General features: G+C 69.7%; 14 protein-coding genes and 1 riboswitch. Of the genes, 10 read left to right on the top strand and 4 right to left on the bottom strand.

Annotated elements, in window-relative coordinates:
• Window positions 1-2: 2 nt before the first annotated feature.
• The 8 genes from DMH01_RS31425 (at window position 3) to cobN (ending at window position 10,761) form a co-directional block, all read left to right on the top strand.
• Window positions 3-248: a helix-turn-helix transcriptional regulator gene (locus tag DMH01_RS31425; RefSeq protein WP_005162705.1), complete on the top strand. Its 246-nt coding sequence runs from the start codon at window positions 3-5 to the stop codon at window positions 246-248.
• Window positions 249-414: 166 nt separating this feature from the next.
• On the top strand, window positions 415-1,656 hold the full coding sequence (locus DMH01_RS31420; protein ID WP_125681106.1) for an HNH endonuclease signature motif containing protein: 1,242 nt from the start codon (window positions 415-417) through the stop codon (window positions 1,654-1,656).
• 303 nt (window positions 1,657-1,959) lie between these two features.
• Window positions 1,960-3,417: an SLC13 family permease gene (locus DMH01_RS31415; RefSeq protein WP_125681104.1), complete on the top strand. Its 1,458-nt coding sequence runs from the start codon at window positions 1,960-1,962 to the stop codon at window positions 3,415-3,417.
• Window positions 3,414-4,589, top strand: a complete 1,176-nt coding sequence (locus tag DMH01_RS31410; protein ID WP_233621723.1) for a glycerate kinase — start codon at window positions 3,414-3,416, stop codon at window positions 4,587-4,589. The genes DMH01_RS31415 and DMH01_RS31410 overlap by 4 nt, the downstream gene beginning before the upstream one ends.
• A 56-nt stretch (window positions 4,590-4,645) precedes the next feature.
• Window positions 4,646-4,897 (top strand): small hydrophilic protein, encoded by a 252-nt coding sequence (locus DMH01_RS31405; RefSeq protein WP_125681102.1) that lies wholly within the window; start codon window positions 4,646-4,648, stop codon window positions 4,895-4,897.
• Complete coding sequence (locus tag DMH01_RS31400) at window positions 4,887-6,335, top strand: cell wall metabolism sensor histidine kinase WalK (RefSeq protein ID WP_233621722.1); 1,449 nt, start codon at window positions 4,887-4,889, stop codon at window positions 6,333-6,335. The genes DMH01_RS31405 and DMH01_RS31400 overlap by 11 nt, the downstream gene beginning before the upstream one ends.
• Entirely contained in the window at window positions 6,320-6,997 is a 678-nt protein-coding gene (locus DMH01_RS31395; RefSeq protein WP_125681100.1) for a response regulator transcription factor, read from the top strand. The genes DMH01_RS31400 and DMH01_RS31395 overlap by 16 nt, the downstream gene beginning before the upstream one ends.
• 54 nt (window positions 6,998-7,051) lie before the next feature.
• A riboswitch (cobalamin riboswitch) is annotated at window positions 7,052-7,126 on the top strand.
• Between the two features lie 53 nt (window positions 7,127-7,179).
• Entirely contained in the window at window positions 7,180-10,761 is a 3,582-nt protein-coding gene (gene cobN / locus DMH01_RS31390) for a cobaltochelatase subunit CobN (RefSeq protein ID WP_125681098.1), read from the top strand.
• 205 nt (window positions 10,762-10,966) lie between these two features.
• Here the strand turns inward: cobN and DMH01_RS31385 are convergent, their stop codons facing one another.
• Window positions 10,967-12,055: a dihydrofolate reductase family protein gene (locus DMH01_RS31385; protein WP_125681096.1), complete on the bottom strand. Its 1,089-nt coding sequence runs from the start codon at window positions 12,053-12,055 to the stop codon at window positions 10,967-10,969.
• Between the two features lie 569 nt (window positions 12,056-12,624).
• On the opposite strand from DMH01_RS31385, the gene DMH01_RS31380 reads away from it, so the two are divergent.
• Window positions 12,625-13,863 carry an HNH endonuclease signature motif containing protein gene (locus DMH01_RS31380; protein WP_233621721.1) on the top strand — a complete coding sequence of 413 codons (1,239 nt, stop codon included), beginning with the start codon at window positions 12,625-12,627 and terminating at the stop codon, window positions 13,861-13,863.
• Between the two features lie 127 nt (window positions 13,864-13,990).
• The gene (locus tag DMH01_RS31375; protein WP_125681094.1) at window positions 13,991-15,559 is read left to right on the top strand and encodes an ABC-F family ATP-binding cassette domain-containing protein; all 1,569 of its coding nucleotides are present in this window, start codon (window positions 13,991-13,993) and stop codon (window positions 15,557-15,559) included.
• Here the strand turns inward: DMH01_RS31375 and paaE are convergent.
• From paaE to paaC, 3 genes are read right to left on the bottom strand one after another with little or no spacing between them, the layout of a single operon-like run.
• Window positions 15,556-16,626: a 1,2-phenylacetyl-CoA epoxidase subunit PaaE gene (paaE, locus tag DMH01_RS31370; RefSeq protein ID WP_125681092.1), complete on the bottom strand. Its 1,071-nt coding sequence runs from the start codon at window positions 16,624-16,626 to the stop codon at window positions 15,556-15,558. The genes DMH01_RS31375 and paaE overlap by 4 nt on opposite strands.
• 1 nt (window position 16,627) lies before the next feature.
• Window positions 16,628-17,116, bottom strand: coding sequence for a 1,2-phenylacetyl-CoA epoxidase subunit PaaD (paaD, locus tag DMH01_RS31365; protein ID WP_125681090.1), 489 nt, complete (start codon window positions 17,114-17,116; stop codon window positions 16,628-16,630).
• Complete coding sequence (gene paaC / locus DMH01_RS31360; protein WP_125681088.1) at window positions 17,110-17,967, bottom strand: 1,2-phenylacetyl-CoA epoxidase subunit PaaC; 858 nt, start codon at window positions 17,965-17,967, stop codon at window positions 17,110-17,112. The genes paaD and paaC overlap by 7 nt, the downstream gene beginning before the upstream one ends.

The raw sequence follows: 17,967 nt of genomic DNA, 5'->3' as shown, positions 1-17,967 counted from the left end.
TCATGAGCGAGGTCGTTTACAACCGGATCGCGATGTTACGGGCGGAACGGGGCATCTCCCGCCGCGAACTCGCCGATGCACTGGGTGTGCATTACCAGACCATCGGCTACCTCGAGCGCGGCGAGTACAGCCCGAGCCTCTACCTCGCACTGAGGATCGCGGAGTTCTTCGAGGTGGCGGTGGAGATCATCTTCTCCACCGCCCCTTTCCCGCGGATAGGGGACTCCTCGTCGGAGCGGTCGGCTTGAGCTTGCCCCCCTTCGCATTTGGTCGACTAATTACGAAGGGGGTCAGGCGCCTTACGCAAGGTGATTCACGTCGGCGACCCGATTCACTCTTCAGTGTTGGTTGTTCCTTTTGACGGTTGCTTAAAATTACGAACATTTGTTCGATTTGTTCGGGTATTCTTGAGGGGTGTCCGAGACCTTCCTTCCCGAGTTGCCGCAGGAGTTGTGGCGCGCCGGCAAGCTGGAGCTTGCCCATGGCGTGCAGCAGTCCTTGCAGGTGATTCGGATGGCCACTGCCGGGTTGGGGCGGTTTTTGGCGGAGATCGAGTCTCGGGGCGCGAAAGACTTATACGGGTACGGGTCCACGGCTGCGTGGTTTGCGGATGTGGCGGGGTTGTCGCGTGGTGAAGCTGGTCCGGTGGTGAAGCGGGCGATCGCGTTGAACCCGACCCGCGCCTTGGATGGCACCGAAGTTCCCGCAGCGCTGCCCGCCACCGCCGCTGTCGCCGCCGAAGGCTTGGTCGGAGATGAGCGGATCGACCAGATCCTGGAGATCTTGAAGAAGCTCCCCGCCGAAGACCGCGTCAACGCCGAGAAGATCCTCGCCGATCTCGCCCCGAGTGCCGGTCCCCGGCAACTCGCCGAGGCTGAAGCGAACCTCCTCGCCCTGCTCGACCCCGACGGTAGCGAACCCAAAGACCCCGAACCTGCCGAGCCGCGCCGGGAAATCACCCTGGAGCGCCGCAAAGACGGGTTCTGGAAACTCACCGGGCTCCTCGATGACGAGACCGGGGCCCGCACCGCCGCCGCCCTGGAGGCCTACGCCCAGCCACGCCCGGTCGATGAGTTCGGCCAAGCTGATCTGCGGATGAAGTGCGAGCGCATGGGTGATGCGTGGGTCGACATCCTCGATCTGGCGATCGCGTGCCCGGATCAGCCGGGCACCAGCGGCTACCGCACCCTGCTGCATGTCACCATCGGCCTAGAGGAACTCAAGTCCGGTCTCGGCACCGCGTGCCTGGACTTCGTCGGCACGATGACCGCCCGCGAAGCCCGCCTCGCCGCCTGCGACTGCCTCATGCTCCCCGTCGTCATGAGCGCCGCCGGAGAACCCTTGGATGTGGGGCGACTTCGACGGTTCGTGACCCCGGGCCAGCGGCGTGCGTTGAACATCCGCGACGGAGGCTGCGCGTTCCCCGGGTGTCATCGGAAACCGAAGAATTGCCACGCTCACCACATTTATCATTGGGCAGATGGCGGCCCGACGGATCTCCGGAATCTCGTGCTGCTGTGCGGTTTTCACCACCGGCTGATCCACCACGGCGACTGGGAAGTACGCATGGCCGCCGATGGGTTACCGGAGTTCATTCCACCCCAATACCGAGATCCGCTCCGACACCCCCGACGCAACACCCTCCACCACGTCTGAACCCGAGGAGCCCGCCAGCCACACCGGCGACGGGCCCCTCGTCATGCCCACAGCCGGACCTTCCGTGAAGGCCTCCTTACCTACCTTCAGAGTAGGTAAGGAGGCCTTCACTACCTTTGTGCCCGCCACACCGGCCTGGTGGTCGTTCGCTCCATGTCCCCAATGTGGCATTGGTGCCGTTGAGCGTCCCCAAAGCCGCATTCCGCGCATGGGAACCTGGCACGCGGCAACCCCGCAGAAAGATGAAGACCTCCTCATCCGTCCTTAACGGACGATTCAGGAGCGCGCCACAAGCTGGTCACCGTGACCGCCTACACCTACACGACCCGAGCGACCCCGACCCCGAACCCGCAGGCGCCGAAGCAGGAACCCAAGAACCGCAAGGCATCCACCCGCACCGTCCTGATCGCTGCCGCGGCCATCACGGCATCGGCCACCGCGCTGATCCCCGGCGGGCCGACCTGGCAAGGCGCACTGGTACTGGCCGTTTTCACCGCGGCCGTAGGCGCATGGGTGCTGACGCCGCTCGACGACACGTGGATCGCGCTCGCGGCGGTCGCCGTCCTGGCCGTGACCGGGATCCTGGCGCCCGACGACCTGTTCGCCACTCTCGGCGCGGATCTGGTGTGGCTGCTGATCGCGGCGTTCGTGCTGGCGGCCGGGCTGACCGGTTCGGGGCTGGTCGACCGGTTCGTGGCCGTGTTGCCGGCGCGGGCGCGGTCGGTGCGGGGGCTGGCGCATCTGTCGACGGTCGCGTTGGTGGTCTCGTCGCTGGCGGTCCCCTCGACGTCGGGGCGGGCGGCGCTGGCGGTGCCGGTGTTCACCGCCTTGGCGAGCGCGCTCCCGCGGATGGCCAAGGCGCTCTCAGTGCTCTTCCCGACGGTGGTGTTGCTCTCGGCGGTCTCGACGCTCATCGGCGCGGGCGCGCATCTGGTGGCCGACCAGCTCCTGCGTGAAGCGACCGGCGACGGTATCGGCTTCCTGCGCTGGCTGGTGCTGGGCCTGCCGCTGGCGGCGGTCTCGTCCCATCTCGCGGTCGAGGTCGTCCTGCGGCTGTTCACCACGCGCGAGGACCGCCGCGCTCGGTTCGATCTGCGCGCGCGATTCCCGCCGCGAGGGCCGTGGACGCGGACGGAGCGGTTCGCGGCGGTGACGACCGGTGTGGTGCTGGTGCTGTGGTGCACCGAAGCGTGGCACGGCCTGCCGCCCGCGCTGGTCGGGCTCATCGGCGCGCTGGCGATGTGCGTGCCGCCGCATCGGGTCACCACGGGCGCGGCGCTGAAGACCGTGCCGTGGTCGCTGTTGCTGTTCACCGCGGCGACGGCCGCGCTGGGCAGCGCGCTGGTCGGGTCGGGTGCGGCGGCCTGGGTGGCGGACGTCGCTTTGAGTCCCGCCAGGGGCGCACCGCCGTGGGTGGTGCTGACGGTGGTGATCGTGGTGAGCACGGCCGCACATCTGGCGGTGCAGTCCCGGTCGGCGCGGTCTTCGGTGCTGGTGCCGGTGGTGATCCCGCTCGCCGCGGCCACCGGGCTGGCCCCGGCCGCGGCGGTGTTCGCGTCCACCGCGGCGGCGGGGTTCTGCCACACCCTGACCTCGTCCGCCAAACCCGTCGCCCTGTTCTCCGACATCGACGGCGTGCCGACCTATTCGGCCCGCGACCTGCTCCGGCTTTCGGCCGTGCTCGCGCCGCTGCACGTGGTCGTCGTCGCCGTCTTCGCCTTGCTCGTCTGGCCTCGTCTTGGCCTTCCGCTCGTGCCGTGAACAACCAGGAGGAAGTCATGCGGATCGTCGTCGCCCCCAGTGGGTTCAAGGAAAGTCTCGGCGCCGAAGCGGCCGCCGACGCCATCGCCGAAGGTGTACTGCGGGTCGTCCCGTTCGCGGAGATCGACCGTGTCCCGCTGGTGGACGGCGGGGAGGGTTCGGCCGTCGCGCTGGCCGGGAGCACCGGCGGGACGGTGGTGGACACCGTCGTCACCGGCCCGGTCGGGCTGCCGGTGCGCTCCCATTTCGCGATTCTCGGCGACGGGTCGACGGCGGTGGTCGAGATGGCGGCGGCCGCGGGCCTGCGCCTGGTGCCCGCCGACCGTCGCGATCCCGGGCGCACCACCAGCCGGGGTGTCGGCGAGCTGATGATCGCCGCGCTCGACGCGGGTTGTTCCTCGGTGCTCGACGGCTGCGGCGATTCCGGCGTGTCCGACGGCGGGGCCGGGGCGCTCCAGGCGTTGGGCGCACGGGTGCTCGACCGCGCCGGCCAGGAGGTCGGCCCCGGCGGGGCGGAGCTGGCGCGGGCCCGGCACATCGACGTCTCGGGGCTGGATCCGAGGCTCGCGGACACCGAGCTCCGGCTGGCGGTCAACCCGCACAACGTGCTGTGCGGCCCGCGCGGCGTGGCCAGGGTGTTCGGCCCGCAGAAGGGCGCCACCCCCGAGCAGGTGGAGAGACTGGCGGCGGCACTGGACAGCTGGGCCGACATCCTGCGGCGCGACCTGGGCGCCGACGTCGCGCTCGTGCCTGGTTCCGGCGCGTCCGGCGGTCTCGGCGCTGGCCTCTGCGCCGCGCTGGGCGCCCGGCTGTTGCCGCGGTTCGAGGTGCTGCTGGACCACGTCGACCTGGACGCGCGGCTGGCCGCGGCCGATCTCGTGGTCACCGCCGAGGGCACGATCGACGCCCAGACCCCGCACGGGAAGGTGCCCGCCGAGGTCGCGCGGCGGGCCAAGGCGCACGGGAAGCCGGTGGTCGCGCTCGCCGGCCGGATCGGTATGGACGCCGACACCACCTACGCCGTCGGCATCGACGCCTTCCAGGCCATCCAGCCGGGCCCGGTGGACCTGGACGAGGCGATCCTGCGCGGCGCGGAGTTCCTCACCGACGCCGCCGAACGGATGTTGCGCATCGTGCTGGTCGGCACCCGCCTCTCAGCGCCCGTTATGTGAAGATCCCTTCATCTTGTCCTCATCTTCGCCACATCGACGACCGGAAGGGTGGAGCCATGGCCCGTTCGCCGCGTATCGCCCTGCTCGTCGCCGCCGTGGCGCTCCCGCTCGGTGCGGCGGCGGTCACCTGGGCCTGGCCGGAGCCGCCCGCACCGCGGGCTCCGATCGAGGTGAAACTGAGGGATCACCCGGCACCGGCCCCGCCGCCGACGAGCAGTTCGGCGCCGGTGGTCGTGCCACCGCCCCCGGTGGTCCCGCCCGGCGACGACCAGGACGACGACGGGCAGAACGACGACAGTGACGACTGAACACCGGCGACGGCCCAGGATGCGGGCCGTCCCCGCCCGGATCCGGATCATGGGCTGGCTGCTGCTGCTCGTCGCCGTGGTGACGGTGGCGACGACGCTGGTCACGTACAACCTGTTGCTGCGCGAGGTCGACAGCGACGTCAACGCCGCGCTCGAACAGGAAGCCGCCGAACTGGGCCAGGTGCTGGAAGAAGGGGTGGACCGCGCCACCGGGCAGCCGTTCCCGGACGTGCGGTCCGCGCTGTCGGCGCATCTGCGGCGCCAGTACGTCGACGACGACGAAGTGGTGCTGGCCTGGACGCCGTCGTCCGGACCGATCCTGCAGGACCGTGAGGAACCGTTCCGGCTGGGCGAGAGCCCGGGGCTGCTGAACCCGATCCTCGCCGACCCGGCGCGCAGCGGCAGCGTCGAGACCCCCGCCGGGGAGATGCGCTGGATCCGCGTCGACGCCTCCGGCACCCGCGAGGGTGACAGGGGTTCCTTCGTCGTCGGCTACTTCGTGGACCGCGACCGCGCCGAAATCGCCACCACCGTGCGGACCCTGCTGTTCGTCGGGCTGCTCGGGCTGGTCCTGGCCGGGGCGGCGGCGTGGCTGGTCGCGGGCCAGATCCTCGCCCCGGTACGGCTGGTGCGCCGCGCCGCCGCCGAGATCACCGAACACGACCTGACCCGCCGTATCCCCGTGGACGGCCGTGACGACGTCGCCGCGCTCGCCGAACAGTTCAACGCGATGCTCGACCGGCTCGACCTGGCGTTCGCCACGCAGCGGCGGTTCCTCGACGACGCCGGCCACGAACTGCGGACCCCGATCACGATCGTGCTCGGCCATCTCGAACTGCTCGACGACGATCCCGTCGCGCGGGCAGAGGCGATCCGGCTGTGCGTCGACGAACTCGACCGGATGAACCGCATCGTCGGCGATCTCCTGCTGCTGGCCAAAGCCGAGCAGCCCGATTTCGTCACACTCGCCCCCACCGATGTCACCGAGCTGACCAGCGACCTCTACGCCAAGGTCCGCACCATCGGCGACCGTCGCTGGCGGCTGGAGGCGCTCGGCGAAGGCCAGGTGGCGCTCGACGAGCAGCGGACGACCCAGGCCGTGGTGCAGCTGGCCCAGAACGCCGTCCAGCACACCGCGGACGGCGACGAGATCCTGATCGGCTCGGCCGTGACCGAGGACACCGTGTCGTTCTGGGTGGCCGATCACGGCCCCGGGGTGCCGCAGGAGGACGCCGAAAGGATCTTCCAGCGGTTCAACCGGGGGCCGTCGGGCGGCCACCGGAGCGGGGCCGGGCTCGGGCTGGCGATCGTGCGCGCCATCGCCGAGGCTCAGCACGGGCTGGTGCGCCTGGAGTCGGCACCGGGCCGCGGCGCCCGGTTCACCATCGAAATTCCTGTTCACACCGTCGAAGGAGGCACGCCGTGGCCCGTATCCTGATCGCCGAGGACGAGGAGCGCATCGCCTCGTTCGTCCGCAAAGGACTCATCGCCAACGGCTTCACCACCACCGTGGTCGCCGACGGTGAACAGGCCCTCCAGTACGCCCTCGGCGACGGCTACGACCTGCTGGTCCTCGACCTCGGCCTGCCTTCCCGCGACGGCCTGTCCGTGCTGCGGACCCTGCGCGAACACCACAACACCACCCCGGTGGTCATCCTCACCGCGCACGATTCGCCCCAGACCACCCTGGCCGGGCTGGAGGGCGGCGCCGACGACTACATGGCGAAACCGTTCCGATTCGACGAGCTGCTGGCCAGGATCAGGCTCCGGCTGCGTCGCACCGAGCTCGTGGCCGAGACCACCGTGCTGCACGCGGGCCCGCTGTCGCTGGACCTGCGCACGCGCCGCGCGGACGTCGACGGCACCGGCGTGGAGCTGACCTCACGCGAGTTCGCCCTGCTGGAGCTGTTCATCCGCCACCAGGGCCAGGTGCTCACCCGTGAACAGATCCTCTCCCACGTATGGGGTTACGACTTCGACCCCGGCTCCAACATCGTCGACGTGTACGTCCGCACCCTGCGGCGCAAGATCGGCGCCGGTCACATCCGCACCGCCCGCGGCATGGGGTACGCGTTCGACCCCGGCTACACATCACCTTGACTCCCGCCGGACCGCACCGGAGAGTGAACCGCAGAACCCACGCGTCGGCAGGTGGAGGAACCCGGTGAGAGTCCGGGGCGGTCCCGCCACTGTCACCCCTCCCGATCAAGGAGGGGAAGCCAGGAACTCCGGCCGGCGCGACCGCACGACCCGGGGCGCGGACACCCCGAGTGAGGAATGCTGTGATCCTGCTTCTGTCCACTTCGGACACCGACCTGCTCAGCGCCCGTTCCAGCGAGGCCGACTACCGGCTGGCGAACCCCGCCCGGCTCGACCTGGCGGAGCTGCCCGCCCTGCTCGACGGCGCCCCGATCGTCGTCGTCCGGATCCTCGGCTCCGAACGCAGCTGGCAGGAAGGGCTCGACACGGTCCGCGCGAGCGGCGCGCACGTGGTGGTCCTCGGTGGCGAGCAGACGCCGGACGCGCAGCTCATGAAGCTGTCCACGGTCCCGGCGGGCACGGCGGCGGAGGCGCACGCGTACCTCGCGCAGGGCGGGCCGGAGAACCTCACCCAGCTGCACCGCTTCCTGAGTGACACGCTCCTTCTGACGGGTGACGGCTTCGAGCCGCCTGCGGTGCAGCCGCTCTGGGGTGTCCTCGAGCGCGAGCCCAAGACCACCGAGGGTCCGGTCATCGCGATCCTCTACTACCGGGCGCATCACCTGTCCGGCAACACCGAGTTCGTCCACGCCCTCTCCGACGCCGTCGAGGACGCCGGGGGCCGCGCGCTCCCGATCCACTGCGCGTCCCTGCGCACCCGCGAGCCGGAGATGATGGCCGAGCTGGCCAAGGCCGACGCGCTCCTGGTCACCGTGCTGGCCGCCGGCGGCACCCGGCCGTCCGAGGTCGGCGCGGGCGGCGACGACGAAGCGTGGGACGTCGCCGAGATGGCCGCGCTCGACATCCCGATCCTCCAGGCCCTGTGCCTGACCAGCGACCGCGAGACCTGGTCGGCCAACGACGACGGCCTCTCGCCGCTCGACGCGGGCAACCAGATGGCCGTCCCCGAGTTCGACGGCCGGCTCATCACCGTCCCGTTCTCGTTCAAGGAGATCGACGACGACGGCCTGCCCAAGTACGTGCCGGACGCCGAGCGCGCGTCCCGCGTCGCGAAGATCGCGCTGGCCCACGCCCGGTTGCGCCACACTCCCCCGCCGGAACGCCGCATCGCGCTGATGCTGTCCGCGTACCCGACGAAGCACTCCCGCGTCGGCAACGCCGTCGGCCTCGACACGCCCGCGTCCGCGATCGAACTGCTGCGCCGCATGCGCGATCAGGGTTACGACCTGGGTGAGGACCCGTTCCCCGGAGTCGAGCCCACCGGCACCGACCAGCCGGACGGTGACGCCCTGATCCACGCGCTCATCGCCGCGGGCGGCCAGGATCCGGAGTGGCTCACCGAGGAACAGCTGTCCGGCAACCCGATCCGCGTCCCGGCCGACAAGTACCGCGCGTGGTTCGCCGAGCTGCCCGCGGAGCTGCGCGAGGGCATGGAGGAGCACTGGGGCCCCGCTCCCGGCGAGCTCTATGTGGACAACGGCGACATCGTGCTCGCGTCCCTGCAGTCCGGCAACGTCATCCTGATGATCCAGCCGCCGCGCGGCTTCGGCGAGAACCCGGTGGCGATCTACCACAACCCGGACCTCCCGCCGAGCCACCACTACCTGGCCGCGTACCGCTGGCTGGAGGAGGAATTCGGCGCGCACGCCGTCGTCCACCTCGGCAAACACGGTTCGCTGGAATGGCTTCCCGGCAAGACCGCGGGACTGTCGGACTCCTGCGCGCCGGACGCCGTCCTCGGCAACCTGCCGCTGATCTACCCGTTCCTGATCAACGACCCCGGCGAGGGCGCGCAGGCCAAACGGCGCGCGCACGCCACGATCGTCGACCACCTGATCCCGCCGATGGCCCGTGCCGAGAGCTACGGCGACATGGCCCGCCTGGAACAGCTTCTCGACGAGCACGCCAACATCGCCGCGATGGACCCGGCCAAGCTGCCCGCGGTCCGCGCGCAGATCTGGACGCTGATCCAGGCCGCGAAACTGGACCACGACCTCGGTGTCGAGGAACGCCCGCACGACGCGGAGTTCGACGACTTCCTGCTGCACATCGACGGCTGGCTGTGCGAGGTCAAGGACGCCCAGATCCGCGACGGCCTGCACATCCTCGGCGCCGCGCCGGTGGGTGAGGCGCGGATCAACCTCGTGCTCGCCATGCTGCGCGCCCAGCAGATGTGGGGCGGCAAACAGGGCGCGGTCCCCGGTCTGCGTTCCGCTTTGGGGCTCAAGGAGAACAGCGACGCTCCACTGTCCGAAGTGGACGCGATCGAGCAGAAGGCACGGTCGCTCGTCGAGGCGATGGAGGCCAGGGACTGGTCCCCCGCCGCGGTCGCCGAGGTCGTCGCCGACGTGCCGGAGCACCAGGAGGTCGCCCGCGTGCTGACCTTCGCCGCCACCGAGATCGTGCCGCGGCTGGCGGGCACCGGCGCCGAGATCGACGCCGTGCTCCACGCGCTCGACGGCGGCTACATCCCGGCCGGGCCCAGCGGTTCTCCCCTGCGCGGCCTGATCAACGTGCTGCCGACCGGCCGCAACTTCTACACCGTCGACCCGAAGGCCATCCCGAGCCGTCTCGCCTGGGAGACCGGGCAGGCGCTCGCGGACTCGCTTCTCCGCCGCTACAAGGAGGACACGGGCGACTGGCCGCGTTCGGTCGGTCTCTCGGTGTGGGGCACGTCGGCCATGCGCACGTCGGGCGACGACGCGGCGGAAGTCCTTGCCCTCCTGGGTGTCCAGCCGATCTGGGACGAGGCTTCGCGCCGGGTCACCGGCATCGAGGCGATCCCGCTCGCCGAACTCGGCCGCCCGCGGATCGACGTCACCGTGCGGATCAGCGGCTTCTTCCGCGACGCCTTCCCGCACGTGATCACGCTGCTGGACGACGCCGTCCGCCTGGTGGCGAACCTCGACGAGCCGGACGAGCAGAACTTCGTCCGCGCCCACACCCGCGCGGATCTGGCCGCGCACGGTGACGAACGCCGGGCCACCACGAGGATCTTCGGCTCCAAGCCCGGCGCGTACGGTGCGGGCCTCCTGCCGCTGATGGATTCCGGGAACTGGCGCGACGACAAGGATCTCGCCGAGGTCTACGCGGTCTGGGGCGGCTTCGCGTACGGCCGCGACCTCGACGGCAGGCCGGCGCGCGAGGACATGGAGAACTCGTACAAGCGGATCGTGGTCGCGGCCAAGAACACCGACACCCGCGAGCACGACATCGCCGACTCCGACGACTATTTCCAGTACCACGGCGGGATGATCGCGACGGTCCGCGCGCTGACCGGGACCGCCCCAGCGTCCTACGTAGGCGACAGCACCACGCCGGACGCCGTCCGCACGCGCACCCTCGGCGAGGAGACCGCCCGTGTCTTCCGCGCCCGTGTGGTCAACCCGCGCTGGCTGGCGGCGATGCGCAAGCACGGCTACAAGGGAGCTTTCGAGCTGGCCGCGACCGTCGACTACCTCTTCGGTTTCGACGCCACCGCCGGGGTGGTCGGCGACTGGATGTACGAGAAGCTCACCGAGTCCTACGTGCTCGACGAGGTCAACCAGGAGTTCCTGCGCCAGGCCAACCCGTGGGCGCTGCGCGGCATCATCGAGCGGCTGAACGAAGCGGCCGATCGAGGGCTCTGGGCGGAGCCGGACGCCGACCTTTTGGCTCAGCTGCGCGAGGTCTACCTCTCGCTGGAGGGCGACCTCGAATCCTGACCGTCACCCGCTGGAGCAGGGCCATGGCACTCCCGGCGGTACCACTGTCGTATGCGCAGAACTTAGCGTGACAAGGGCGGTGGGACGTCAATGATCGGGAGGACAGCGATGATCAAGCGTCTGTTGAAGGTCGTGCTTCGCCACGGTTGCTGCTCGGCGTGCACCGGTCTGGGCTGCGGCTGCTGCGACGCCTGCAAGTAGAAGTTCAGAGGTGGACACCCGGGATGTGGGTGTTCGCGCGGCGGACGTCGGCGGCGAGGGCGGGTACCTCGATCACCCGGCGTCCGGCCGCCTCCAGCGTTTCGGCGCCGACGCAGTCGACGAACACCGACGGCTCGCGCCAGGCGAAAACGACGCGCGGGATGCCGGCGTCGAGGATGAGCTGGGTGCAGCTTCGCGGATGTGACGTCCGCGAGCTGCACGGCTCCAGTGACGTGTACATGGTCGCCTCCGCCAGCCTCGGATCTCCCGGTTCGAGTTTGGCGAGGGCGGCTTCCTCAGCGTGGTTGGCGGGATCGCCGTCACCCGAAAACCCGGTGGAGATGACTTCGCCGTCGGCGGCCGTGATGACGGCGCCCACGCGGAACGTGCGCGGCGGGCAGTTCTCGGCCAGGGCGATGGCTTCACGCAGGCGCAGTATGTCCACTTCGGACGGTTCCGGCGTCGCGTGGTACTCCAGTACGGCGACGTCTCCCAGCCGTGTGCTTTCGACTAGGGCCAGCCCGCGCGGGAAAGCGCCCGGGCCGACGAAGCGCGGCGCGCGCGGGTCCCCGACGAAGAACGGCGCGATCGCCAGGTGAAGTTCGTCGACCAGCCCCTCGGTGAGGAACTGGGTGTGGATCGCGCCACCGCCTTCGACCATCAGCCGCCGCACCCCGCGCGCGAAGAGATCCGCCAGCATTTCGCTTAGGCCGGACAGTTCGACGACGGTCGCCTTCACTCCCGTGACGACGCCGGGCGGCGCGTAGACCAGCTTCTCGGCGTCACCGACGGTGAAGAACTGTGCCGCCGGATCGAGTGACCCGCTCCGCGTGAGGGTGACCTTGACCGGCTGCTCCGGGCGTCCCTCCGCGACCCTTTTCGCGACGAGCTCCGGCGAGCGGACCAGCAACCGCGGGTCGTCCGCGCGCACCGTGTTCGCGCCGACGAGGATCGCGTCCGACTCCGCGCGCAGACCGTCCACCCTGGCCCAGTCCTCGTCGTTGGACAGCACCAGCCGGGTGTCGCTCGCGTCGTCGAGGTAGCCGTCCAGGGAGACCGCGGCGGACAGCAGGACATGGGGGCGTTCGGTCACGTCCGCCAGTATGCCCCGGCCGGTCGGGGGTCGCCGAGGCGACGGATGGTCGGGCTTGCGCCAGGTCCTCCGTTGCCGGAATTCGGCAACGGGTGCCTGCGGGGCCGGGTCCCCGTGATCGAGGTGGACGGACCCGAGTCATTACCGAAAACCGGCAACCGCTGCCGCGGCATCCGCGGAACGATCGATGTCACGCGCCCAAGGCCAACACACCGAACCATTACCAAAATTCGGCAACGGTCGCCCGCGGGACCCGGAGAACGGCCCCCGTCATCGAAGCCGCCACACCGGAGCCATTACCGAAATTCGGCAACAACTGCTCGCGCAAGCCACGGAGCATCCACCCAACGCGACAACGGTCGACACACCGGCGACCATCACCCGCCAATACGAGAAGCCCTGCTTCCAAGGCCAGCGCGCAAGAAATCCTTTCTGCGCACGGTTTACCACTACCGAGCGAACGCGCACATCCAAGTTTCCCTTGCCACGAAAAGCATTACCGAATTTCGACGACGGCGACGGCAGTCGCATGATCCAGAACTGTCGGTGGGGAGTTGTAGGTTCGTCGGGTGGACACTTACCAAGCCACCGCCGTGGCGCTACTTGAGGAAATCACCAGCCCCGACAACCTGAAGGCCATCAATACCGCCGCGGATTCGTTGGACGACAACGAATCCGTCGCCCTCGCGAAAGCGGCGTCGGCGGGAATCGCCCGGCTGGAGGCGATCCGTTACCGTGCCCTGTCCCAGCTGAACCGGCATCGCGAAGGCGCGCGTAGCGTCACTCAGGAAGTCGCGTTCGCCCTGTCGGTGGGCGACAAGTACGCGGCCGGGCTGGTCGCCGCCGCCGACGCGTTGACCACCAGACTGCCCCGCACCCTTGGTTTGATGGACAAGGGCCAGGTGGACGGATTCGGCGCGATGAAAGTCGTGACGGCCACAGCATGGCTGTCCGACGAGCACGCGCTCGCCGCCGACGCCTTGCTGGAAGACCGATTGCCCGGTAAGAACGCCGAACAGATCCGCAAAGCGGCGAACCACGTGGCGGCGACCGTCGATCGTGAGGGTGCGGACAAGCGCTGCGAGCAGGCCCGCGAAGGCCGACGGCTCGTGGTGAGTCAGGGTGAGGCGGGCGTGGCCTCGCTGGAGATCGAGGACGGCCCGGTGGAGAAGGTCACCGCCGCCTACAACCGGATCAACCGGGAGGCCGGCGCGCTCAAGATCGGCGACGAGACCCGCACTTTGGACCAGCTTCGCGCCGACGTCGCCCTCGACCTCCTGTTGGGCGGCAGCGGCGGAAAAAGCGAACGCGCCGAGGTATTCCTTTATATGGACCTCTTCACCTACCTCGGTCTCAACGACGCCCCGGCGGAAATGGCCGGGCACGGCCACATCCCGGCGTCGCTGGCGCGCCATATCGCGAGCGGACCCAATACGGTGCTGCGGCGGATCATCACCGACCCGCTGTCAGGTCAGGTCGCGGATCTCGGCCGGAACCGGTACCGCCCGACGGCCGCTCTCGACGAGTTCGTCCGGGTCCGCGACCGCGAATGCCGCAGACCAGGGTGCCACCGGCCCGCTCAGGCCTGCGATCTCGACCACTCCATCCCGTGGCAGTTCCAGGGGAACACCGACGCCGGCGACCTCATCGACTTCTGCCGCCGCGACCATCGGCTCAAGGACGAACCCGGCTGGATCTACCGGCTGGCACCGGACGGAACCCTGACGATCACCACACCGACCGGCCAGGCCTACGACAGCACCCCTCCGCCTCTGCACCCACCCCGTACCGAGGAACCACCGTTCTGACCCTGTTGCCGCGAAACGGCAACGGCCGGAAAATCGATCGCCACGCGGCCACGCACGGGCTAACCTGTCGCGGTGATCTTCTGAGACGAACCTGCGCCCTCATCCCACCTCCTTCGCAGGGAGTCTCATGTCTTCTTCCTTGACGCTTTCCGACGTCACCTTCACCTGGCCCGACGGCGCTCCGGCGTTCGAACGCCTCTCGCTCACCATCGGCGGGGGCCGCACCGGCCTGGTCGGCACCAACGGATCCGGTAAGTCCACGCTGCTCAGGCTGCTCTCCGGCGATCTCAGGGCCACCACAGGCTCCATCACCGCACCGGGTGAGCTCGGCTACCTGCCGCAGAACCTCGTCCTGGACACCGGCCGCCGTGTCGACGACGTGCTCGGGGTCACCGCGATCCGCGCGGCGATCCGGGCCGTCGAGAGCGGTTCCGCCGCCGAAGCGCACTTCGCCACCATCGGCGACAACTGGGACGTCGAGGAGCGCATCCACGCGATCCTCGACCGGCTCGGCCTGGGCGCCATCCGGCTGGACCAGCGGGCGGGCGAACTGTCCGGTGGCGAGCTCACGCTGCTCGGGCTGGCCGCTCTGCTGCTGCGCCGTCCCGCCGCGCTGCTGCTCGACGAGCCCACGAACAACCTCGACCTGCGGGCGCGCGAACTCGTCCACCGCGAGGTGGCGGGTTGGGTCGGCATCCTCGTGGTCGTCTCGCACGATCGCGAACTGCTCTCCCTGGTCGACCGGATCGCCGAGGTCCGCGACCACGAGGTCACGCTGTACGGCGGGAACCTCGACGACTACGAGCACGCCGTCGAGGTCGCGCAGGAGGCGGCGCGGCGGCACCTACGCGCGGCGGAGTCCGATGTCCGACGGCAGAAACGGGAGCTGATCGAGGCCGGGACCAAACTCGCCCGGCGCGCCCGCTACGGCCAGAAGATGTGGGACACCAAACGCGAGCCCAAGGGGCGCATGCGCAAACGCCAGGAGGACGCGCAGATTGCCGCGGGCAAGTACCGAAATCTGCACACCGACCGGCTCGAAGGCGCCGTCGAGGCGATGAAGGCCGCGGAGGAACTGGTGCGGGAGGATGCCGAGATCCGGGTCGAGCTACCGGAAACGACCGTCCCCCGAGGCACTGACGTGCTGCGGGTCAACGCCGTGCCCCGCTTCGGTCCGCCGGTGGACCTGCACGTCATGGGCCCCGAGCGGATCGCGCTCGTCGGCCCCAACGGTTCCGGCAAGACCACCCTGCTCCGCACAATCACCGGCGAAATCCCGCCGGAATCGGGCGCGGTGGGGCTGTTCGTGCCCGCCAGGCTGCTCCCCCAGCGGCTCGACGTCCTCGACGAGTTTCTGTCCATTGTGGACAACGTGCGGCTGGTCGCGCCGTCGCTCACGGACAACGAGATCCGCGCGAGGCTGGCGCGGTTCCTGTTCCGGGGCAAGGCGGCCGACCGCGAGGTGGCGTCGCTGTCCGGCGGGGAAAGGTTCCGCGCCACGCTGGCGACGTTGCTGCTGACCGAGCCCACGCCTCGGCTGCTGCTGCTCGACGAGCCGACGAACAACCTCGACCTGGCGAGCGTGCGGCGCCTCACCGAGGCGCTGCTGGCCTACCGGGGCACGCTGATCGTGGCGAGCCACGACCGGCCGTTCCTGAAGGACATCGGCATCACCCGCTGGCTCACGAGCACCTAGGCGTCGAAGTCCACCGTCACCGCGTCGGAGATCGGCACCGATTGGCAGGTGAGCACGAAACCGGCGTCGACTTCGGCCTTCTCCAGGGCGAAGTTGCGCCGCATGTCCACCTTGCCGTCGCAGATCTTCGCCCGGCAGGTCCCGCACACGCCGCCCTTGCAGGCGAACGGCAGGTCCGGGCGGTACTTCTGCGCACCGTCGAGCAGGGAGGAACTGCGCGGCAGCGTCATCGTCGTCGACCGGCCGTCGAGGACCAGCGTGACCTCGCTGGACGCACCCACGACGGCCGGATCGATGTGGTGCACCGGCTCCGGCGGAGTGTCCACATAGAACAGTTCCTGATGGACGCGATCGTCGGCGACGTCCAGCGAGCGCAGCAGTTCCTGCGCGCCGGTCACCATCTCGAACGGCCCGCACAGCCACCAGTGCGCGACGTCCTCGACCGGGATCAGCACGGTGCACAGGCGCCGCAGCTTCTCCACGTCGAGCCGCCCGGTGAACAGCTCGGCCTCGCGCGGTTCGCGGGAGAGCACGTGGACGAGTTCGAGCCGAGCGGGGTAACGGTCCTTCAGATCCGCGAGGTCGTCGGCGAACATGACGGTGTCCGTGCGGCGGTTGCCGTAGAGCACGGTCACCGTGGCCTCGGAGTCGCTGAGCAGCGAGGACGCGATCGACAGCACCGGCGTGATCCCGGATCCGGCCGCGATCAGCACGTGATGCCCAGGAACGTCCAGGTCCGGGGAAAAGCTGCCGGTCGGCGGCGCGACCTCGATCTCGTCGCCGGGCTTCACGTCGCGCACGAGCCACGACGAGAACAGCCCACCCGGCACCTCCCGGACGCCGACCCGCGGAGCGGCGCCGGCGGGCGCGCAGATCGAGTACGAACGGCGCTCGTCGCGGCCGTCGATCTCGCGGCGCAGGGTCAGCGACTGGCCCGGCTTGAAGCGAAAGGTGTCCGCGAGAGCTTCGGGAACGTCGAAGGTCACCGCGACGGCGTCGTCGCACAAGCGCTGGACGTCGGACACCTTGAGGGTGTGGAAGCCCGTGCGGCGCAGGGTGGCGGTCACGCTAGATCTCCTTGACGTGTTCGAACGGTTCGAGGCAGAACCGGCAGCGGCGCAGGGCCTTGCACGCCGTCGCGCTGAACCGGGACTGCTCCTCGGTGTCCGCGGAACCGCAGTGCGGGCAGCGCACGGACGACACCGGCGGGCTGAGCGTCAGCGGGATCGGACCGGTCCGACGCGGCGCGGCGCCCGGGGGCGCGATGCCCGCTTCGGCCAGCTTCCGTTTGCCGTCCTCGGTGATCCAGTCGGTGGACCAGGCGGGCTGGAGCACCGTCCGGACCTCGACCTCGCCGTAGCCCGCGCCGGTGAGCGCGTGCACGAGGTCGTCGCGCATGGTGTCCATCGCCGGGCAGCCGGTGTAGGTCGGAGTGATCGCGACGACCACCCGACCATCCTTTTCGGACACTTCACGCAGGACACCGAGGTCCGCGAGCGTCAGCATCGGCAGTTCCGGGTCGGTGACCGTGGCCGCCACGGCGTACGCGGTCACCATGTCGCGTCCGGGTGTTCTCTCGCGACACTCTGCAGGGTCGCCAGCAGGAAGCCCATCCGTTCGGTGTGCACGCCGTCGCGGCCCATCCGGCCGGAAACCCCGGCGATGGCACCGATTTCGGGGCGCGTCAGCTTCGCGACGGCCAGCACCTGGTCCAGGATCGCGTCGAACTCCGGCCGCAGCGACGGCGACTCGACGAACTCCACCTCGTGCGCCACGAAAAGCTCGTCGACGTACGGCCAGACCGCCTCCAGGCCTTCCTGCATCCGCGCGTGCGACAGCTCGGTGCCGTCACCGAGCCGCACGGCCCACTGGGCGGCGTAATCCCGGTGATAGGCGACTTCCTTGACACCCTTGTCCGCGATGGCCGCGAGCACCGGATCCACAGAGGACTGCAATTGCTGCAAAAGCGCCAGCCGCCAGATCGAGAACACCAGCAGCCGCGCGATCAGATGCCCGAAATGCCCGCCGTCCAACTCGGCGAGCCGGACGTTACGGTACTCCTGCTCGCTCCGGAAGAAGGCGTACGAGTCCTCCGTGCGGTCGCTGCCGTCGGCCTTGCCCGCACGGGCCAGCAGCAGCCGGGCCTGCCCGAGCAGGTCGAGCGCGATGTTCGCGATCGCGACCTCGTCTTCGAGTTCGGGCGCGTTCGTGCACCACTCCTGCAGCCGGTGCGAAAAGATCAGCGCATCGTCGCCCAGCATCAGGCAGTAAGCCGCGAGCCGCGCTCCGTCCACACCGGACGGGACCGTCGTGTCCACACCGGACAGCGGATCCTCGAACCCGGTGCCGAAGGCCCAGCGGGAGTCGTTCTCCTCGGTGATCGCCTCGTAGGCGTTGTCGAAGCTCAT

Source organism: Amycolatopsis sp. WAC 04182 (assembly GCF_003947465.1).
In the GTDB taxonomy this organism is placed as follows: Bacteria; Actinomycetota; Actinomycetes; order Mycobacteriales; family Pseudonocardiaceae; genus Amycolatopsis.
This window is presented reverse-complemented; position numbering and strand designations above follow the sequence as displayed.